Genomic DNA, 21,561 nt, shown 5'->3' on the forward strand with positions numbered 1-21,561 from the left:
TCCATGAACATTGTCATCCTCGCTGCCGGCATGGGCAAGCGCATGCAATCGGCCCTGCCCAAGGTACTCCACCCGCTGGCTGGCAAACCCCTGTTAGGACATGTGATCGACACCGCGCGTTCGCTCTCGCCGCAGCGTTTGTGCGTCATCTACGGCCATGGCGGCGACGCCGTGCCCAGCGCCTTCGCCGACACCGCGCTGTCGTTCGCCAAGCAGGAACCTCAACTGGGCACCGGCCATGCAGTGATGCAGGCGCTACCGCACCTCGAGGATGGCGCCACCACGCTGGTGCTCTACGGCGACGTGCCGTTGACCACGGCGGCGTCGCTGCAGCGCTTGCTGGCAGCCGCCGGCAACGACAAGCTGGGCGTACTGACGGTGACCCTGGACAACCCCACCGGCTACGGGCGTATCGTCCGCGAGCAGGGCAAGATCGTACGTATCGTCGAGCAGAAGGACGCCAGCGACAGCGAACGCGCCATCGGCGAAGTCAACACCGGCATCATCGCCGCCCCCACCGCCAGGTTGCGCGGTTGGCTGGCGGCCTTGTCCAACGACAACGCCCAGGGCGAGTACTACCTGACCGACGTCATCGCCGCAGCCGTGGCCGACGGCGTCGAAGTCGTGTCGGCCCAGCCGGACGACGTGGCCGAGACCCTGGGCGTCAACAGCAAGGTGCAACTGGCCGAACTGGAGCGCGTATATCAACGCCAGGTCGCCACCCGGCTGCTGGAACAGGGCGTGACCCTGGCCGATCCGGCCCGGCTGGACGTGCGGGGCAGCCTGCAATGCGGGCGCGACGTCAGCATCGATGTCAATTGCGTCTTCGAAGGTCGGGTCGAGATCGCCGACGGCGCCGTGATCGGCGCCAACTGCGTGATCAAGGACGCAGTCATCGGCGCCGGCGCCAACATCAAGCCATTTACCCATATCGACAGCGCCAGGGTGGGCGAGCAGGCCCAGATCGGCCCGTACGCGCGGCTGCGCCCCGGCACCGAGCTGGCACGCGAGGTCCATGTGGGTAACTTCGTCGAGGTCAAGAACAGCATCGTCGGCATTGGCAGCAAGGCCAACCACCTGGCCTACGTGGGCGACGCCGACATCGGCAGCGGCGTCAACGTGGGTGCCGGGGTGATCACCTGCAACTACGACGGCGCCAACAAATTCCGCACCATCATCGAAGACGACGCCTTCATCGGCAGCGACAGCCAGCTGGTGGCCCCGGTGCGGGTCGGCCGGGGCGCCACCATCGGCGCCGGCACCACCCTGACCAAGGACGCCCCGGCAGAGCAGTTGACCCTGTCGCGCGCCAGGCAGATGTCGCTGGCCGGTTGGTTGCGACCGGTGAAGATCAAGAAATAAGTCGTATCAAGGTCATCCGTCGGGCACCGGGCGCCTGGCCACCGCAAAGGGGCTGGCCAACCCGCCCCGGCGGCGCATCGCTACGGCATGTGCACCGACTCCAGGGGCACAGCCGTTTCGAACTTGCTGCGCCGGATCGAAAAATAACTCCGTACATTGCGCACGTTCTTTTGCGACGCAAACAAGCGGTGCGCCAGCCCGTGATAGGCCGGCATATCCGCCACCAGCACCACCAACACAAAATCCGGCCCGGGCGAGACCCGATAGCACTGCTGCACCGCCGCCTCCTGCGCCACGATCTCTTCGAAGGCCTGTTGCTCTTCGTCACCCTGGCGGTCGAGCGTGATCTCGACGATCGCCGTCAGCGCCGCCGACAGGCGCTCGGGATCGAGCAGCGCGACCTGCCGCGCAATGACCCCTTCCTCCACCAGCCGCCGCACCCGGCGCAGGCAAGTGGGCGGCGACGCGTGCACCGCCGCCGCCAATTGCTGGTTGGTCTGGCTCGCATCCCGCTGCAAGGCGTGAAGGATGCGGCGGTCGAGCTCGTCGAGTTCTAGCTTCATGGCAATGCGCTGCGATCTTCTATGACTTTATATAGGCTATGGATTTCCAAAAGCATCATTTAGTGAAATTAAATTTCACTGCTGATACCAACGGCAATATTAAGTCATTTCCGATCGATTTTAGAAATCATATTTCACCAGCGCTCGCCTAAGATGGCTGCACCCTATCTACAAACGAGGTCTTTCATGTGCGGTATCGTCGGCGCCGTTGCGCAACAAAATGTCACTCCCATCCTGCTGGAAGGGCTGCAGCGCCTCGAATATCGCGGCTACGACTCATGCGGCGTGGCCTTGCACGTCAATGGCCGGCTGGAGCGCTCGCGCAGCACATCGCGCGTGGCCGACCTGCGCCAGCAGGTAGCGCAGACGGGGCTGGCCGGCTTTACCGGCATCGCCCACACGCGCTGGGCGACCCATGGCGCGCCCGCCACCCACAATGCCCACCCGCACTTCTCGCGCGATCGCATAGCGCTGGTGCATAACGGCATCATCGAGAACCATGACGAATTGCGTGCCGAACTGCAAGGCCTGGGTTATGTATTCGAGAGCCAGACCGACACCGAGGTCATCGCACACCTGGTGGACCACCTGTATGACGGCGACCTGTTCGCCACGGTGCAGCAGGCGGTGCGCCGGTTGACGGGCGCCTATGCGATCGCCGTCTTCAGCGCCGACGAACCGCACCGCGTGGTGGCGGCCCGCCAGGGCTCGCCGCTGATCGTGGGCGTGGGCGAAGGCCAGAACTTCGTCGCCTCCGACGCCATGGCGCTGGCCGGCACCACCGACCAGATCATCTACCTTGAAGAAGGCGACGTGGTCGACCTGCAATTGCAGAAGGTGTGGATCGTCGACGCCAGCGGCCGCCCCGCCGAACGCGAAGTGCGCACCGTACAGGCTTTCACCAGCGCCGTCGAACTGGGCCCCTACCAGCACTACATGCAAAAGGAGATCTTCGAACAACCGCGCGCGATTGCCGACACGCTCGAAGGCGTGGTCGGCATCATGCCCGAGCTGTTCGGCGACAAGGCCTACAAGGTCTTCAAGGAAATCGACTCGATCCTGATCCTGGCCTGCGGCACCAGCTACTACGCGGGCCTGACCGCCAAGTACTGGCTGGAATCGATCGCGAAGATCCCGGTCAACGTCGAGATCGCCAGCGAATACCGTTACCGCGACAGCGTGCCCAATCCCAAGTCGCTGGTGGTCACCCTCTCGCAGAGTGGCGAGACGGCCGACACGCTGGCCGCGCTCAAGCATGCGCGCTCGCTGGGCATGCCGCACACGCTGACCATCTGCAACGTCGCCACCAGCGCCATGGTGCGCGAATGCGAACTGGCCTACATCACCCGTGCCGGCGTCGAAGTGGGCGTAGCCTCGACCAAGGCCTTCACCACCCAGCTGGCCGCCCTCTTCCTGCTGACGCTGGCGCTGGCCCAGACCCGCGGCTTGCTGACCGAAGAACAGGAAGAGGCTCACCTCAAGGCCATGCGACACCTGCCGGCGGCATTGCAAAGCGTGCTGGCGCTGGAACCGACCATCGTCGCCTGGGCCGAAGCCTTCGCCCGTCGCGAGAACGCACTCTTCCTTGGTCGCGGCTTGCATTACCCGATCGCCCTCGAAGGTGCGTTGAAGCTGAAGGAAATTACTTATATCCACGCCGAAGCCTACGCCGCCGGCGAGCTCAAGCACGGACCGCTGGCACTGGTGACCGAGCAGATGCCGGTGGTGACCATTGCCCCTAACGATGCGCTGGTGGAAAAGCTGAAATCGAACATGCAGGAAGTACGCGCACGCGGCGGCCAGCTTTATGTGTTCGCCGATGGCGATTCGCGCATCAGCTCCAGCGAAGGCTTGCATGTGATCCGCATGCCCGAGCACTATGGCGTGCTGTCACCGATCTTGCACGTGGTGCCGCTGCAGTTGCTGGCGTATCACACGGCGCTGGCGCGCGGGACTGATGTGGATAAGCCTCGGAATTTGGCTAAGTCGGTTACGGTGGAGTGAGGGGGCATTGGGTAATGTGTCCTGTCATGTTATGACTAAAATTACGGCTTAAATTGAGCCGTAATTTTCAATTGTTACTATAAAAATACATTACGGCTTCTAATTACAATTAGAGCCCATTGCACTCTTTATATTAACGGCCAAATGCTTTAGACCACGGCCGCCCCGTAATACATGCTCAGCTAAAACCTCAGCTGAGTATCTATCATGTCGATACCCAGTTGAAGAGACCCGTTTATTTACCGTATTACCCTGCCGTTTACCCTGGCGAAATTTGTGGCTCCTGGCTTTCACGCATCAAATTCCACAACACACTAGGCATATGGAATTCCGTACTTGCTAGTCTCGGCATCTTTCAGGAACTGCGGTTTCGAGTTTTTGACTTACATCAGCCACCCGTTGCGCTTAGCTTAGTACTTCACTATTTGGGGACGACATTGCACGACGCGATGGCGAGCATGTCTACGGTGCCATATAGCCGGACGTTTGACGCAGCGACGCCTAGCCGGCGCCATCATCTCCCCAGATTCTGCTCCCTATGTATCGCAGATGACATCGAGTCACACGGAGAGCCCTACTGGCATACCGAGCATCAATTACCCAACGTATTGGTCTGCCGTCTACATGCAGTTCTCCTACGTGACAGATGTCCCGCCTGTGACAAAATCCTAGCCACCAAAAATAAGTTCTAGTCGAGCCCCTTACTCATAACTGCACATGTGGAGCTGATCTTCGTGCATTGCCGCGGCGGAAGATATCGACGACTCATAAGCTCTACGCACTCTCAGAGATCAGCTATCACGCGCTTAGCGAAAAGGGCGGCCCCTTAGATCTGCGCCAAATCATCGCGTTTCTTCTGAAGAAAACCAAATCTGCGCAGGGACTTCATCAACTACTCCAACGCGTTTGGGGGCGACATCCCGAAGTAGAAATATTCTGGAGCACAGACCATGCACTGACTAACATGCGCGCCTCCGATATTGCCGCCGCATTAGTAGCTCTAGGCCTCAAATACGATGAGGCAATTGGAAAAATTACCTCGCCCGCAACACATGGATACCTCACCCAGGGCGAAAAGAGGCGAAACAAGATGCCCGCCACTCTGGACGACGCCAAAAGGTCTATGTGCGATTTCTCAGAACGCTTCCCGGGGAAACGCTTAGCAATGAATAAGGTTGCGTACGAATACTTGCTCATTCACGATCTTGATTGGCTTAACCGAGTCTTTCCATCAGAGCGACCACGGCGCTTGCCCTCGATTCATTCTGATCGCCAATCAATCCACTCAACGATACAGCGCTGCGCAGAGTCTGGAAAACCGCACTTCATTACGACCTATCCCGAACACATTAGAGCGCAAATCCGTGATTCTGCTTGGCTTGATGCCTACCGAGCTAAGGCTAAAAAGAAAAGTGGCCCCAAAGATGAGACGTATGAAGAAAAGTCTCAAAGCAGGGTGAGCGAGCTTATCGAAGCTATCCGCCTGTCTGAGACTCTTTCTACGCGCCCGAGAAAGATAACTACACGTACCTTATCGTCCCTAACGGGCCTAACCCAAGTTATGGTCGCCTCCGCAATGCATAAAAGCCCACTTCTTCGAGAACATAGGGATAAGGCTAATGCACGATAAAAGAGGCCTTGGTCATCGAGGGCTATAAGAAATTCCCACCCCTTAGGAAGTTTAGTATTCGAAATCTCATGGGCGAGATTGGAATGATGAGAAGTCCCCGGAATATAAAATTCGTTCACGACGTAATAGATCGGCTCGAACGATCGTCGCCCTCTTGACAGCATTTAGTATGCGACCATGTCCCACGTCCAGTAATAGAAAAAGCCGCTTCCAGAAGCGGCTTTTTATTCCTGAAAAGCTTAATGAATATTTGCATTCAATTGCCCCACCTAGTTGCATCTAAAAGCACCACTTCGCAGCATTTGGCTAACCGCCATCAACGCCGCTACCGCTTCAGATTGCAGTTGTGCCATTCACCACCTCGATATAGCCCTTGATGCTACTACCGGCGTGCGACAGGTCTTCCTGCGGAGCTTCGCCGCCACGCAGTACGGCGCGCGATAGCAGCCGGTTCATCGCAACGCAAGACGTTTCCGGCACCATGATACAGTCTGGACAGGCTCCACCGTGGGAGTCGCACAGGCTACCGGAGTTGCAACGGTGTGACGACGGCTCCAGCAGATGCGCCAAGAAACGATTGCTCTCATTGCGCCAGAGCGAGGAGAGGTTGCCCAAGTCCATGGTCGTGCCATTACGGTAGACGACGAACGACAAGTCCGCCGGGAAGATGTACTCTCCGAGCGAACCCAAGTCCAGGCCGGAAAATTCGGCTACCGACTTCATGAACAGATGGGAAAAGCTGTGCAGCAGCGTGTACACGTACCGGTAAGTGGCCGCCTCGCTTGGATGCAGCAGCGAGAAGTACCGGCCGAACGGCTGAGCCGATTCCAAGATGGGGCCGCCCAGCTTCACCTTTCCGCTCGGGTCCCACGCCGGCAAGTCCGTCACGCCAACTTCCTGCAACCACTGGTACACCGTTTCCGGCTTTAAGGTCACGTAAATCGCCTCGTTGGCCTGCTTGACGACATAGATGGGGCGCTTGCCGTTCTTCAGCGGCTCGAACAAGCGCAGCCGCACCGGCATGTCTTGGTTGCGCTTGTTGATTACTGGGGTGGCACTGACGCGGGTGTAACCGTGGGTGAAGCGACACAGCTCAAACTCGCGAATGAGGCCCAGCTCCGCAAAGCCTAGCTTGTCCATCAGGTCCCGGGTCCGCGCTTCCTGAAGCTGCTTGGCATGCTCATTTTTCGGTGCCAAGTCGGAGTCGAGTTGGTAGAAGCGCACGAACGGAGCTCGCGCGCCCAGCTCAGAAGTGGCACGCACCTTGCTGCGCATTAGCGCCTCATGCTCGACCGACAGGGCAAACGGGTCGTAGCGGCTGGTGAATTCCTCACGCCGTGCGAGCTGAGCATACATTGAGACAGGCAGTTCGCTTTCAACTGGGATAAGCGGAGGCTCGCCGCTCGTCCAGTCATCGACGAGCTTGCGCATTTCTTCCTCAGTTTCCTTTATGAATTCCTCGTCCCCCATCTTCACAGCGCGGCCGTGGTTCTTCTTGTAGCGCTCGTAGGTCTGCCACTTTTCATCATGGCCGCCCTGAAGCAGGATGGCTTTCATTTCTTCCGGTGCCGGCTCCGTCCCGCCATAGCCATACTTGTCGCCGATGAAGGAAGCCAGTGCAGCTGCATTTTGCGTGCTCAAAAGCGACAGTAGATTCTGGTCTCGATCGGAAAATACTACAAATTGCTCGGCCTGCACATAGTAGGCCGACGACGCTCGATACGAAATCGGCTCCATACGGCGCTCACTCGGAGCGCGCGGTGTGTCCCGGAACACCTCCGTAGTGAACTTGTCGTTCTGCAGCCAGGTCGCCCGTTCGCGGTGGCCGCAGTTCGCGCACTCGAAGCCCCATTCACCGATGCGTGGTGAATGTGTATGCAGGAGGAAGTCCTTACAACCGCAGCTCGCGCATGTCTGCCCATTTTGGTAGGCTTCCTGATTCTGGTCGCTCCACTCCCACATTCCCGGGGTGGCGGGCATGTAGTCGCCCGACCAGTGCACGAAGACGACGTCGAGCTGACGCCACTTGCAGTTGGACTTCTTCTTGGGATTTGGGCAGTTGGACGGCGAAAAAACGTCGATGTGCTTGGCAGCTTCAGCGACCGACTCGTACTCTCTGAACATCCCACAAGTATTGCAGACGAAGGACAGCGGCGCCGGCGCGTAGCCCATCTTAAGCGGGTTGATGAACTGCAGGTGCGACACGCCAAGCGGGCGCAACGTGCTGCCATACAGGAGCATGCCATCAATGCATTGCGTTGGGTCGATCGGGCGCTCGCCGCTGTTGATCGAATACGCGCGGGAAAACCAGCTCTGCCATGTTTCCTGCAGGCGTAGCATGATCTGCTCCTGCGTCTGCGTATTGATGTCAGCCACATCCGGTACCGCAGACTGGTCTGGGATAGAGATACAGGCGCCAAGACCACCTTCGAAGGTAAAGAAAGCGCCCGGTGCGTAAGCTGAAGCCAGCTGGTTGCGGGAGCGCGCCATGATGGGTGTGCGGATTTGATTCTGGTTCTGGTCGTCTTCGCTAAAATACGAGTTGTGCATCATGTTAGGCCTCATCATCGTCATTTTCAGCCACCCCATTGCGAACGAGGTCCATTACCGCAAACACCTGACTTCCCGTCTGTTTCTTGCCATCCGCGTCCTTGGGCGACATCCGGATTTCGCCGCCTTGGTCCACGTCCCGCAGCGACGTCATGGGCTTTTGCAGTGTGTCTGTCTGTCCGTTGAAGTAGTCACGCAGGTAGGCGCTGCCGTACAGGGTGCTGTTGGCCCACTGGTTTAGCAAATGACGCGTCTTCTCGAAAATCATCCGGCGGTAGTGCTCTTCACCTTCCGGGAAGTGACCTTGGCGCAGGCCGATAGCTAGCTCAATAAAGCGGGTGATGTCGGCAATGAACGCATCCTTGCGCACGTTGTACGCCTTCGTAATCTCTGGCACCCACGTGTAATTCGAAGTTTTCGTCTTCTCGTTCTCGGGCAATTTGATGACTTCGCAGGTGGGGACAATACCAACCAGGTACGCCTGCAGCATGCTCGGAAAAACCCGCTCGACGGCTTTTTCTGCCCAGCGGTCAATCGCCGCCGGCTGCACCATACGCTCCAGGAAGCGATGGAAGATGTCGAATACTTCTACGATATAGCGGTCACGCCTGCGCTGCGGCGTCGGGATTAGCACCACGAAGCCGATGTGGGTACGACCAACGCGCGAGGAAGCCTGGATGTACTCGGCGATATCCGAAGGCATACCGGCAAAGAACATTGAGTTGAATTCCTCCACGTCTACGCCATGGGAGATGGCCGAGGTGGCGATGACAGAGCGCAAAACCTTCGATAGGGGAGTGAATTCCGTGTCAGGTTTGTCGCGTTTTTGTGCCGCTTCCACCACCGCCTGCACTTCGCCCTGGTCCACCGAACCTGTAATGAGCCGGGTATCAAGGGATTCCAGCGGCACGTCGGCGTTCAGGTGGCGCTTGCGCGACTCCTCCATTTCCGCCGCCATAATCTGGTCGCCGCCCTTCTTGTTGGTCACATAAGTGAGCGCGATGCGATGCAGGTCGATGAGCGTGGCAATTTCACGGACCGAGGCGATGGCTAAGGCCTGTCGGTGGAGCTGCTGCAGCGGCCCTGGACTGATGCAGTTCTGCAGGGCCTGCGCCACCTGCTGCTGCATAACCGTATCCCCGTTGACCAGCCCTTCGAACAGAGTGCTGATGCACAGGTGGAAGTTTGACAGAATAGCCACGCTGGTAGCCGTATGCGGCTTGCCGTTGGTCATGAAGCCGCAATAGACACGCGCTTGCGGCGAGCGCACTTCGGGGTCCGGGTTAGCCACGCGGTCGACTTCGACAGAATTCGGCTCCTCCGGCTGAGCGTAGAACGAGTCGTAGAGCATTGGGCCCGGGTGCGGAAACTGGGAGGCCGGAATTTTGCGCTGGTACAGGTGCTCCAGCTGGCGCTCTGGGTCGTTGACGGTCGCAGACGCCGCGATGACCTTGGCCCGGCGACGATGGTGCCCCAGGTCCTTGGCGACAATAGCGGTGAGCGGATCATGCAGGTACTGGAAAACCGCGTCCAGTGCCGACTCAAACAGTCCGGCAAATGTGCCCAGGGACTCGTCGAGCAGATGAGCCTCATCCTGAATGAGCAGGCTAGGGAACGGGTCGTGGAAGAGCCTAACACCAGAGGGATACGCCGGCCATAGGCCTTCGCAATCGCATTCGTTTGGAGTCTTTGCTAATTCCTTCTGCGACGGGATGACGAGGCGCTTGGTGTCCTTGCGACGCCAAGGTGCTGCGCCCAGCATGCCATAGATTCGTCGGATGGTGCCAGAGGAGTGGCCGATGAGCGCCAGCTTGTCCACCGTGCCCAACAGCACCGACGGTGCGAAATCGTAGATGTCCTCGTCGCAGATGTAGAACGGCAACGGCTGGAACACACCACCGTTGGAGGCGCACTGCAGGTCGGTACAGACATGCCCCAGCGTGCCCCCCATGCCTGGGAAGCGGCGCAGGGCCGTGGCGGTGCCGCAGAACGGGCATTCCGGAATCTTGTTCCAGGCCTTACACGCGGCATCGTACTTCTGGTCAGTCTGACGCAGCTTGTTTTCGGCCGCGGTCGAAGGGTGCGCGACGTCGATTTCCGGAATGCTGGTGATGCCCTTCGTGGCGTGATTGTTGGGTGAACCGCCACTACCGACCCAGAAGCCGATGGACAGCGGGGCGCCGTGGTAGCCGTAGTTCTTGCGCACCAGCTCGGCCTGCGCCAACACCTTCGAGCAGCGCTGGGCCTGCTGGATGGTCAACAGACGCAGCGGATAGCGAATCATGGCGGTGACTCCCACATACTTGCCGCGCAGGCGGTCGAGCAGCAGGTTGAACACCAGCAGACCGAAGAATGCCTCGGACTTACCGCCGCCGGTGGCGAAGTACAGCAGCGTCACCGAATCATCACGGTCGGCATTGTAGTGGTGGCGGAATTCCGGAATGCGGGACGCCAATGCCGGAATGTTGGCCACGATGAACGCCAGCTGGAACAGGCGCCACTCGCCATTGTCATTCTTGAAACGGCGCTGCATGAAGTTGGCAATTGCCTCGTTCATCGCCAGCCAGGCCTCGTAAACGACGGCCTTCGGGTCGGACTGTGTGCCGCGCACGGACCAAGCGGCGCGCGATTCCTGCAGAATATCCAGGCCGGCCTTGATGGCGGTGAGCTCGTCGCGCCACTTCTGCATATCCTTGTCGAATTTACCTTTTTCCCGCTCCAGCCCCGCCACATCGTTCTTGTGCAGCCCAGCGCTCAGGTCAATCTTGCTGGGCTGCTCGTCAATCCATTTCTGGAACTCCGACACAATGGGCAACAGACCGCTCAGGCCGTCGGGCTGGCTGAGCGAGCGTACATGCCGGTTGATGTTTGCGCTTGATGTCGGCACGATGCGGGGCTGCACGTAGCGCGGCGTCCAAGTGGTGCGCAGCACTAGGTTATCGAAGTCCTTTGTCACGGTGCGCACGCCGCCGTTGTGGCCCATGGCCGGGTATTGCAGGTAGGCGTTATAGCGATAAGACGGCTCCACGCGCTCGAGCTTCAGGCTGCGGTGAAGCTGGGGCGGCACTGTCGTCTCCAGTTCGACCTGGAACACGGCCTGGTCAGAATCATCTGCATGCGTGCGCGGCTCATTGCTGCGATTTTCCAACGCAATGAACACGTTCAAGTTATCCCGGTCGAGCCAGTCCTTCGTCACCCGCACATGCCAGTTAAGCGCGATATCAGGGAGAATCACCGGCTCGGTGGACGCGCGCACTTGGTCCAAAAACGCTTTCCAGTTCTGGTACTGGCTGCGCGTAACCGGCATGTGCCGATACCCCCACATGCGCCCTTCCGGGCCGTCTGCCCACGCCCGCAGATGCTCGGCAATGGCGGCATTGAGCTGCGCCGTGGCCTGGTCAACCTGCAGTGCGATAGCGGCGCTCCTGGCCGCCGGCGTGAATTTTAGTTCGGGCAGCAGGAAATCCAGACGCAGCCACTTGTGCGGAATCGACAGAGGCTCGAAATCCTCGTCGCGCCCCACCACTGGCGCGTTCTTGTCGTTGGGGTCAACTGCCATCGTTACGACGCTGCGATCGTCGTCGGTGACTGAATCAGCCGGCTCGTCACTACTTAATTCCGACAGGTTCAGCGGCAAGCCGCGCTCGGTGTAGACCTGTGTACGGATTTCTTCGCGAATGCGCGCCCATTCCGGGTGCTTGTAGCGTACTTTATAACTTCCTTTTATCTTTTCCCATTCCGTGTTCTGGCGGTTCCGAATAGCTTCGCGAGCAGCGAGAAAGATTTCGCGGCGTAACCGAAAACTGAGTTTGCAGTTCGGGCGCTTCAGGTCGTTTTCTTCCGGAAGTACGCGCACGTAGACCGACAAGTTCGGGCGCACGATAATGTCGCCACCCACGCCATTGGCCACCTGCAGCTGCAAGCCGTGGGACGAAATCCAAATTGGAGATGTCACTTCGTCGTCGCCGGCCTCATTGCGCATTGGGAGCAAGAAACCTGAGGTGAGCAGCGTGCGCGGACGCGCACCGAACAAGTACTTGCCAAAGTCCCCGGCGCCGCTGCTGTACGCATGGGTCATATTAAGCAAGGCGTCGACGACTGCTTCCTTCAGAGTGGTCGATATCTTGGCTGGATTTGCTCGCAAAACAGGACTATTCATCTTTCAGCGTTTCCTTGTGCAATTCAACCTTCTCAATTACAACGACGCCATCTCTGGCCTTGCTGAACAACATCTTGATGGTCTTGCGCGGAATGCTCGAATTAAGCATCGCGGACTCGGGGTGCAGCAGCATGTGGGTATATCGCTCCGACAAATGCCGGCCGTCGAGCCGCCGTACATTGCGGATGGGGGTGATGACGTGTTGCCAGAAGTACTTTATTTCCACCGGCTTAAATCCCAGCGCCCGTGCAAAGGTTACGAAGTATTCCTGGCGTTGCGGCGCCTGCGGCTGCAATTCTTCGAACGGTTTGTCTCCCACCGCGCCGAGGTTGACCCAATGCGTGACTGCCGACAGTCCGGGCAATTCCTTGGCAATCTGCGGATTGCTGGCCTCCAGGTCTGCGAGCATGCGAGTACGCAACATGCGTACCTGTTCCGCGCGCGAGCGGGCCGGAAAGTGCTCTACTAGGCAACGCTTCACGTCGGCATGATAGTCCCGCAGGTCGGCTTCGAACGTCTTGTCGTGGGCAATAGGCACGCCGGCAGCCTTGAGCGTCACCTCGACTAGTTCGCGCAGTTCCACTGACATGCAGAACAGCCGGTCGCCTTCTTTTAGGTCCGACACGAGGCTAGTGCGAAAGCCGCGCTCGGTGGCAAATTCGCTGGTCGGGTCGTATAGGAAGACATGGTGGTTCGGCCGCCGGTACAGGATTTTTCCGCTCTCTAGCGAAATCCGGCACGCTTCCTGGTCGTCGGTGCCGTTCTCCTCATCCTCATCCGTGGCAGCCAACTGCTCGCTGCCAAACGTCGGCATAACGTAATCCCCAATTGACAGGATGGTACGATCAAAAGTCAGCGTTTTCAAACTACGTAGCACGGATTCCATGCGTGGTTTTAGGGGCCGGAATGCCTCGAAATGCTTGACCAGCGGCTCGAGCGTGCCCTTCAGGTATTGGCCAGTCCGAGTGGTGAGCAGAATGGTTGTATGCTTGGCGATGCGGTTGTCCATCATCACCAACCGCAGCCCCTCGTCGTCGAGTCCGGCAAAGATAAGCTGGCGGCCCTCGAGCTGCTCCAGTCGGTCGGCGAGCTGGCTTGACGGCAAAAACTCGATGCGCTCGGCGAAGGTATCGTATGCCGCACCGTTTGGAAAGCCACGATACGCCGATAGAAACCGTTCGGCCAGACGTCGGTACACAGCATTGGTAAAGACAATTACTACCTGCTTTTTCTTGGTGACGACATAGTGCCCAACGAGGCTTGCCAGTCGCTCGGCAAAGGGCGTAGCCGCCTGGTAGTTTTCGAACAGCCGCGTGCCGGCCTTCAAGCACTCCAGAATGTTGCCTTTTTCCTCGCCACACCGCTCCTGCTGCGCAAACACAGTCAGAGCCGTATGGTAGGTCATCCAACTCAGGACGCGACGGGAGTGGTCGGAGGTGGTTGGCAATGACAGCCATTCCGTCAGAGTTGACAAGCCGCAGGGCAACGCCGCCAGCCGCGCCAGGTAGCCGGCCGCATCCAGCACCGGTTGCGCTTCCGAGCGGCCCAGCATATTGGCGATACGATAAAGCTTTGAAATGACCGCGCTCGCGTCAGCATCTACCACCTCGACATCGAATTCACGCGGCATCGGCATCTCAACGTCTTCCTGCCCCGGGTCCAGCAGCGCGTCGTCCCGCGTACCGTTGCACACTGCCGTTATCCAGTACGCTTCCCTTCCCATCCAGTGGCGCTCGTCCTGCTTAAGCTTGTCATTAACTTGGTGCAATTGATCCCGCAGACTGTAAGCTGCATGCGGCTCGTCGGTAACAATGAGTATGCCCGGTCGATTGTTCCTGGGAAAAATCTCTTCCACCGCAAGGCAAAAGCGGGCGATTTGCTTGTCCCAGCCGTGTCCGCTCTTACGCACTGCGCGCGTTGCGTTGACCATTACCACCTCCGGAGGCCCGAACGCTGCCAGCTTTTGCAAGGCTTTGCGCAGTTCGTCCTTGGACATCCGGCCGTCAAGAGCAAATATGGCATCGGGCGCTTTCTTCGGGTCGCCGATGTGGTCGCAATTATTACGCAGTGACTGCTTGTGCGAGCGCTTCCTGACGCGCGTGGTCACGTGCCGGAGCAGCCCCTCGGAGCACGAAGCCCAGCTGGAGAACCCAGCTGCCGCCAAATACGTCGGCACCAAATCGGCGACGGTCGGGTTGAACGGCTCGTGTGGGTCGCTCTGGATGCTGGCCAGCGACAGTAGGAATGGGTCCTTTTCCGGCAAGTTCCGGACGATGGGAATCTGTGCGGTCGCGACGCCTGCCAACTGCACGAGGTCGCGGGCCAGCGCCAGCACCTGCTTGCGGTCGTAATGCAGGTGGTTGAGCGGATAGAAAATGTTGGACTTAGCTGGATAAATAGCTCCTCGCACCCCGAGCTTGTCACCGGTCTTCCAGCGCTCTAGCGTCGCCAGCGCATGAATGGTCAGCAGCGTCTTGGGCGCGGTGGGCCAGATAAGCGCAATGCGACGGGAACGGTCGTGAGCCACGGCCAGATACAGGTTGACCAGCTGTACCAGAGCCGACGACGGCGAACTGGGCAATTGCTCACCCTCCCGGTACAAGACGATGCCGGCGTTGCCATACTGCGGAGCGGGCGCTATAGCCACGGCGGGCGGCATCACCGTTTTCTGCGGCGCGGGACCAGCCTCCTTTTGCGCGTGCTGGGGCTTCTTGCGCTGTGCAGAAAGAAAGCGGTCAGCCATCTCCTTCCGCCGCTTGATTGCGGCATTGCGGTCCTTCTGACTTGTGACTCCTGGCAGTGGCATGCGGGTTTCCGTTCAAAGTGTGAGTAGAGGCACCTTGATACTTCTCTTGCTTTGCTATCGGTAGGCTTTGAGCACCGCCTCATCTATCGGCAGGCCCTCCTTGACCAGCGCCATCAGGCGCGTAGGCCCTGGCAGGGGCAATTGTTGCAATTCAAAAATCGATACATTGTTAGCGCCGGAGATACTGCGAAAGTAACGGTCTACCGGCCACGAGCCCAGTAGCTTAACCAATAGTTCCAAAGGTACCCTAGGTTCTTCGGTTAATGATTCCAATGCCAGCACATGGTTTTCGCACACGAAACCGCCATGCCGCTGCAGGATGTAGGCCGGAACCACGCCAGCTACCAGCCGAAGCGGCTGGTCATTCGAGGTTACGCGCTGCAGCACCAGGGAAGGCCGGCGCTGAATGGAAGGAGACGAGTTGTTGCCTACGTCGACATAGCTCGGCTCCTGCATGGCTTTCTTGCTGTGCCCGAACTGGACTTCACCGTCGGTCGTGATATCGCTCGACCAAAGGAGCGGGTAGGCAGCCGTAGCATCAGCGGCGCGGGCTTCGCTTGGGTGATAAAACGTCGCACGCTTGTCCCGATTCCAGACGAAACACCCGGTGCGGGGCAGGAACCCGTAATCGGACAGCCTGTACTTGCTTGTGCTGATGATGCGGATAAGGTCGGCGTCGCCCTCTGCGCGCGGAATGGGCCAAGTATAGCCGCCGCCCGGCAAGTTGCAGCTGCCGACTGATTTGAAGTCGCCTTGCTTGGAAACCACTGACACGTTTGCCGAAGTCTGCACGCCCCCCGAGTTGACGCGACGCTTCAAGATGGTCAGTGCTGTCTCTTGCTCGACGTCGATGAAGATGCCGGCGCGGTCACTAACGATACCAATGTTGGCGATGTGCGAGTTTTCCAGCAGATAGGTGCGCAGCTTGGAGAAATATCGACCGGACATAAAGCTCGTCGGCGTTACGAATCCCGCCATGCCTGTCGGGCGAAGCAACTTAAGCCCAAGCTCCAAAAACAGGCTGTACAAATTCGGTTGCGGGTCGCCAGTCGCCACAAAATGTTCGCGGTAAAGCGCGACTTCGTCGGCCGGCATCTTGCGGTACGGTGGATTGCACACAATGACATCTAGCTTGCCGTGCAGATCAGCAGTCTCCACCAGTGAGTTGGCTGTCGACACGTGGAAGTTGGGGGTCGCGCGGATGGCGGCGATTTCTTCCGCCAGCACGATGCTTAGAAACTGGCACGACATGCGGCAAAGCAACGGATCGAGATCTGTGCCGAACAGCTTGTCTTCCACATGGCGAATGATTTGGGTCGGCGTCTTACCGAGTGCCTTGAGCGCAGCCTTCATCCGCTGCGCAATAGGTGCCAAGAATGCCGCACCACCACAGGCGGGGTCAAAAAAGGAATGTGCGACAAAGGACGCGCCGGCGTTCTCAAGGTCGTCCAGAAGGCGCTTGGTGAGAGACGGCGGCGTAAAAAACATTGCCAGCTGCTTGCGGTAGTCGACGCCAGCCCAGATTGAGTAAGCGGAACTTAGCCAGTACGCGCCCTCAAGGAAGTCTTGCTGGCAAAGCCAATCAACGAATCGCTGCACCTCCGGAGTTTTGGCTAGGGAACTCAGATATTCGAGACCTGCACACGACAAAGCAGGGGCTTGCCGTTTACTCCAGAGAACGACAATCGTGCCAATCTTCTTTGAGAGATATTTCGATTCTTCCTGGTAATTCGCTGCCAGCAAACCAATGGAACGTACATGTCTTGTGAATTGTTGCTTCAGTCGAGCCGTGCTCGATATCTGATGACATGTTCCTTTTGACTGTTTATTCCCACGCTCCCCCTTTCCTTCTGAAATCGGGTTTCTGGTAGGTGCATAAGGGAATCGAAAATCGTCCACAACATTAGACTTCACGCTAAATTTTCAAGTGAGGTGTCGACCGACTAAATAATCGATAAAAACGCTTATTGCAAATCAGGCAATAGGCATTTTACGTTTTTGCTTGCAGCCAAGCTGGAACAGCGGGGCGGAAAGGCAGAATGACGGGAGTCCGATAAATGGGACTCGTCTCCTCCTGCACAGGATCGCAACGCTTGATCTATGCAAATCGCCATTATTAAACCCTTGCGACCTTTTACACCACGCCAAACTAAGCCAGTTCTTCGTTATTTGTTCCTGGCTTCCCCAAATACATAGCTTGTTCGGTTCCTGGATATTCTGGCAGCCACTCTCTATCGTTTGCGCCGATCGGGTGGCGATATTCAGTCGACGAGATGATTATCTGCCCACCATATTTGTCGCAGACAAGCTGCAATTCTTTGAGATAGTTTGCAAGGTCCGCGCCATCTAGTTCGTGCTGTTTAGGCGTATCAAGGATCAGGAAGCGGAAATGACGCTCTTTCCCCTCCAGATAAGCCTCAAACATAGCCGCATGAATCGCCAACACCAGGCGACTCCGCGTACTTCCCGTAAATACGTCCAGTGGTTCTGTACCAAATTTGAAGCGGAAATTAGCGTCGATGTCGATTTCATGCGACACATTCAACGTATGCAGGATATCCATCCACTTCACCAGAGACTCGCGAATCTTTGCGCGCAACTGCAAAAATTCAAGTTCCCCTCTCACGTTACTGCTCAGTGATGCAATTCTGTCCTGCAGCTTTTCGCGCTCTTGCTCCAACTGATAAAACTTGCGGCGCAACTCGACCAATACGTTGACCGATGCACGCTGCTGCTCAATCTCAAGCAACTCCTTTGTCAGCGCTTGAACAGCTGCGATCAACTTGTCCGTTGCTGTATTTTGCGGAAGCGCCTCCAACTTCGTCACAATTAACTGCCGGTCCTGCTCATCTTCGTCAATGCGGCGATCTAATTCCTCCAACTGGATCTCGGCACGCACCGCATTCGCTTCTAGATCTTTTATTTGGTCACGCAGGTATAGAAGGTTCTTTGCGTAAGAGACCGAGTCAACAAAGAACAGACCACAATCAGGTTTGTTGCAAATCTCACCGAAAATCTCGAATGCACGACGCGACTGTTCGTTCAGCGTCAACGTTTGGAGTTCTCCGTCAATTTCGGAGCGAATGGAATCAATACCTGTCACCCGCGTACTCAATTCGTAGCGCTGGCGCTTTAGCCCTCGAAGCTTTTCATCCTTAGCATTCAACAGTTCCTTCAAGGCATCACTCGCAGCATCAGCCGAATCGGCCGACGCCTTCAAATCATTCAACTGAAGAGCAAGGAAGTCGGATCGCGCTGCCATCGCTTCTGTTGCAGCCGGAGAATCATCGACTCGGGCAGCAAGATCCACAACCCCGTGCTGTTGAGCCACGATTCGGCGCTGAAGTAGTTCTAGCTGCTGCTTCGCCTCTAGTAGATCCTTTGAGGCACTGTACGAACGCTTTGGCGCCATGCCAAAGACGAAACGAACCATCTCGACAAACTGGTCTTGGATGAAATTTGCTGAAGCCCGATATGCGTCAAGATAGCCGCCATCCTGCTTTACGTAGAAGATTGGTAGTACGGTCGATATGTACGGCTTCGTTGCCCCCCGTTTGTTATCGACCAGTAAAGGCTCCGCCATTCCCAAACTTTGGAACAACAATTTGGAGAACTCGCCTTCGGCAAAGAAGTCGCGGGTCTCCCCATCAATACGGGTCGTAAGATGGAATTCACCTGCTGATAACTCGCGTTGAGCTTCTAGTATCTTCCCGTTCAGTTCAACTTTTAGAACAATGGCAGAGCAGCGCTCTCGAATGTCCTCACGAAACGTTGTAGCAAATCCTAAGCAGAATGCAATCGCCTGGATCAGCGGCGTCTTGCCGCTGCCATTTTTAGCGAAAAGCGATGTCGTTCGCTGTGCAAATTCTAGTTCAGGACTTTCCCAACCATGGATACCCCTAGGGATAAATTGTAGAGACACGAGCCTCATGCTACTTCCTCTCTGATCCTCCGCTCCGCACGAATATTCTCAAAGCTGCGCTCAATCACCATCAGTGCATTGCTGAGCGGGGTGTCGCTATCGATCACCATTTGAACAATTGATCGACCTTGATTCGTCACACTCACAGCCTTGGTTTGCTCGTCAACGGTGGCTAGGCCCGCACGCTCCAAGAAGGTCAGCGCCTTCACTGTCCGGATACGTAAATTAGCCGACCAACCGATGCCTTGTGACGAGCCTTTAAACCCTACAACTGTTCTCTCTAGACACTCGCCGACCAACTGTCCCAGTTCAGACATCGCTGGTTTAGCACGCCCTTTAGATAAAGCGAGGATAGCCATAGCCAAGAGCGGCAGCTGGAACAAAGCCTCGTTATCTAGAGAAGAACGATATTCCGATTGGGCCGGCGGCGGTGGCAGACGCATTTTCCGCTCTGCGGCTTTTTTAAAGAATTCTTCAAAGTTCATCGCGAATGCTTTCGGACAAGTACTGAGTTCATGGCTCCAAACAAGAGTCCTTCGTCTAGCCCACTAAAGCGCTTTATGGCTGGCTCCTCGACACAACTCTGAATTAGCTCCTGCATCAGAGGAAAGTCCGCTCCACGTCTTTGCCACTCAGCGAACAACGTATCAATTCGATGAAGCAAAATGTTCAAGTCAAACTCTTTATGATTGTGGCGGGCACTACGCAGCCATATATCCCAATTCACTTTTTGCTGAGCGGCATAATCGATCATGCCTTCTTCTGCTCCCATTTTCCGGTAGCAGCGCTGAATAACTGACGCGTGTTTAAGCGCTCGCTCATCCTCTCCAGCACATAGAGCGTCATAGACTGTTCGAGAGATACTCAAGGCGCCAAGAAGATCGTCCAACTGCACGCCAACCAAATCGACAAGCTCTTCGGGGCGAACATTTGCGATCCTGGTCCGAGCCTTTCGCCCCACCAGATCGACTAGACCTTCGGCGACTTCCTTGATCTCGTGATACGTCAGATCGATTTCGCTGTACTTCCAGACCGCAGATCGTGCAGCATCGGTAAACGCGCTACGATCGCGTCCGATATGACGCACCGCAGGCAGTAACGACAGCTTTGCAAGCACTTCCTCGTGATCTACGTCATCAGCATCTTTCAGCTCAAAGATTGCACTGAAGTGTGTGGATAAAAATTTGGCTGCTTTTGATTTCGGCGTCTTTACTCGGAGCTCGTCAACAGCTGTGACGACAGCATCTTCAAAGTGGACGTTGGAAAGCAACGTGACCTCTCCACAGTTTTCACTGAAAACAATCCCGTGCAGAAGTAACTTTCCAGCGAAACTGGATTTGACCTTTTCAAGGCGATCAGGAGTTGCCTTTACGGCCTGGGTCGTAAGACCAAAAATCTCATTGAGGCCATATTGATGATTCTCCTTCTCCTTCGTTTTAACTTGGAAGAAGTGATAAGAGACTCGTCCGTCTTCATTTCTGCGGACCACAAAATCATCGTGGTAGTCGCAATAGACACAATCAACCCCTTTGCCCTCAAGTATTTCAAGTGCAGCGAAGGCCGCAGCTTGAAACTGCATGTCGTACCGCGAAATGGTATCGCGACCAACATCTTCCCCTGGGGCGACGGCTTCTATGGTCGCCATTTCCCACCCATCGCTTTTATCGTTGAATGGGAATGTAGCACATTTAAAAATAAATCATTGGCAACTAGCCAATGCGCCGGTGCCCCTTGTGAACCTCCTGAGCGATTCAACCGCAGTGAGTTGGCAATAAAACACCCGTCCGGCCAACTTACAGACCAAGGATGTAGACACATTGTACTGTATAAATATACAGCAATCACGTTAGTCTCGTATCCGGCCTTACGTATTAGGCTGCCCGCTACACAGCTGAGCAGCTCGATCTAGATCAGCATCTGGGCGTGTACTCGAAGCAATGGCGCGAAACGAAGACGTGTCAGCCCCCAATACAGCGGTTTTATGAACTAAATACGAACCAGGAATGCCTAGTACTAGACTATGGGCATGGCCGGCGTTGAGCCGTTCTGTATCGCAGGCGAGCATAGGAAGAAGGTACGAAGAATTCACCATCTCTTTCACTGCATATTTCGGTCGCCTCTGGACACTTGGTTCGGTTTGAAATGGACGCTCGGATTTGAAATAGCTGGACAGTGTAGGGGCGGCCTGGACATCTCCAAATATTGGGCTCCATGTCTACTCCTGCATATTTCGGAGGCTAGTGGACACCCAGTTCGATTTGAATTGGACACTCAAACCGAAACGAACTGGACGGTGCAGCGGCGACCTGGACAGAGCGATGCATCAGAAGTCTGCTATTAACCCGATAGCAGTCCTAAACGCGGTGTGATAAGATTTATTTCAATCGCCTGACAGTCCTCATCCCCGAAAACGGTTCTAGTCGGCTGTCGAGTTTCAGGCAAAACGTAAGCGAAAGCCCGCCTCTGGCGGGCTTTCTCCATTTCCGGCCTCCGTTTTTTGCATCTTGCATTGCTGAAATAAATTTCTAACCGACAAAGGTGATTCGGTAATCCCCCCATTTCTCA

General features: G+C 56.8%; 11 protein-coding genes. 3 read left to right on the forward strand and 8 right to left on the reverse strand.

Annotated features, from left to right (window positions below):
* The first annotated feature begins 3 nt into the window (after positions 1-3).
* Positions 4-1,362 carry a bifunctional UDP-N-acetylglucosamine diphosphorylase/glucosamine-1-phosphate N-acetyltransferase GlmU gene (glmU, locus tag PMI40_RS02245; protein WP_008111672.1) on the forward strand — a complete coding sequence of 453 codons (1,359 nt, stop codon included), beginning with the start codon at positions 4-6 and terminating at the stop codon, positions 1,360-1,362.
* Positions 1,363-1,442: 80 nt separating this feature from the next.
* Here the strand turns inward: glmU and PMI40_RS02250 are convergent, their stop codons facing one another.
* Complete coding sequence (locus PMI40_RS02250) at positions 1,443-1,925, reverse strand: Lrp/AsnC family transcriptional regulator (RefSeq protein WP_008111674.1); 483 nt, start codon at positions 1,923-1,925, stop codon at positions 1,443-1,445.
* A 186-nt stretch (positions 1,926-2,111) separates the two neighbouring features.
* Here PMI40_RS02250 and glmS point away from each other — a divergent pair, with 186 nt between their 5' ends.
* Both glmS and PMI40_RS24595 read left to right on the forward strand, forming a co-directional pair.
* Positions 2,112-3,929 carry a glutamine--fructose-6-phosphate transaminase (isomerizing) gene (gene glmS / locus PMI40_RS02255; RefSeq protein WP_008111676.1) on the forward strand — a complete coding sequence of 606 codons (1,818 nt, stop codon included), beginning with the start codon at positions 2,112-2,114 and terminating at the stop codon, positions 3,927-3,929.
* A 221-nt stretch (positions 3,930-4,150) separates the two neighbouring features.
* Complete coding sequence (locus tag PMI40_RS24595; RefSeq protein WP_157221427.1) at positions 4,151-4,621, forward strand: TniQ family protein; 471 nt, start codon at positions 4,151-4,153, stop codon at positions 4,619-4,621.
* A 1,271-nt stretch (positions 4,622-5,892) separates the two neighbouring features.
* Here PMI40_RS24595 and PMI40_RS02260 read toward each other — a convergent pair.
* The 7 genes from PMI40_RS02260 to PMI40_RS02290 form a co-directional block, all read right to left on the reverse strand.
* Entirely contained in the window at positions 5,893-8,112 is a 2,220-nt protein-coding gene (locus tag PMI40_RS02260) for a hypothetical protein (protein WP_008111678.1), read from the reverse strand.
* Position 8,113: 1 nt separating this feature from the next.
* A complete protein-coding gene (locus PMI40_RS02265) occupies positions 8,114-12,268 on the reverse strand; it encodes a DEAD/DEAH box helicase family protein (protein ID WP_008111680.1) in 4,155 nt (1,384 codons plus the stop codon).
* Positions 12,261-15,074, reverse strand: a complete 2,814-nt coding sequence (locus tag PMI40_RS02270; protein ID WP_008111683.1) for a hypothetical protein — start codon at positions 15,072-15,074, stop codon at positions 12,261-12,263. The genes PMI40_RS02265 and PMI40_RS02270 overlap by 8 nt, the downstream gene beginning before the upstream one ends.
* A 54-nt stretch (positions 15,075-15,128) precedes the next feature.
* Entirely contained in the window at positions 15,129-16,988 is a 1,860-nt protein-coding gene (locus PMI40_RS02275; RefSeq protein WP_157221428.1) for an N-6 DNA methylase, read from the reverse strand.
* Positions 16,989-17,223: 235 nt separating this feature from the next.
* Positions 17,224-19,005 (reverse strand): ATP-binding protein, encoded by a 1,782-nt coding sequence (locus PMI40_RS02280; protein WP_008111687.1) that lies wholly within the window; start codon positions 19,003-19,005, stop codon positions 17,224-17,226.
* Complete coding sequence (locus tag PMI40_RS02285; RefSeq protein ID WP_040501556.1) at positions 19,002-19,481, reverse strand: hypothetical protein; 480 nt, start codon at positions 19,479-19,481, stop codon at positions 19,002-19,004. Before PMI40_RS02285 ends, PMI40_RS02280 begins: the two co-directional genes overlap by 4 nt.
* Positions 19,478-20,641, reverse strand: a complete 1,164-nt coding sequence (locus PMI40_RS02290; RefSeq protein WP_008111689.1) for a dsDNA nuclease domain-containing protein — start codon at positions 20,639-20,641, stop codon at positions 19,478-19,480. Before PMI40_RS02290 ends, PMI40_RS02285 begins: the two co-directional genes overlap by 4 nt.
* Between the last annotated feature and the right edge of the window lie 920 nt (positions 20,642-21,561).

The organism is Herbaspirillum sp. YR522, assembly GCF_000282575.1.
Taxonomy (GTDB): Bacteria; Pseudomonadota; Gammaproteobacteria; order Burkholderiales; family Burkholderiaceae_D; genus Herbaspirillum.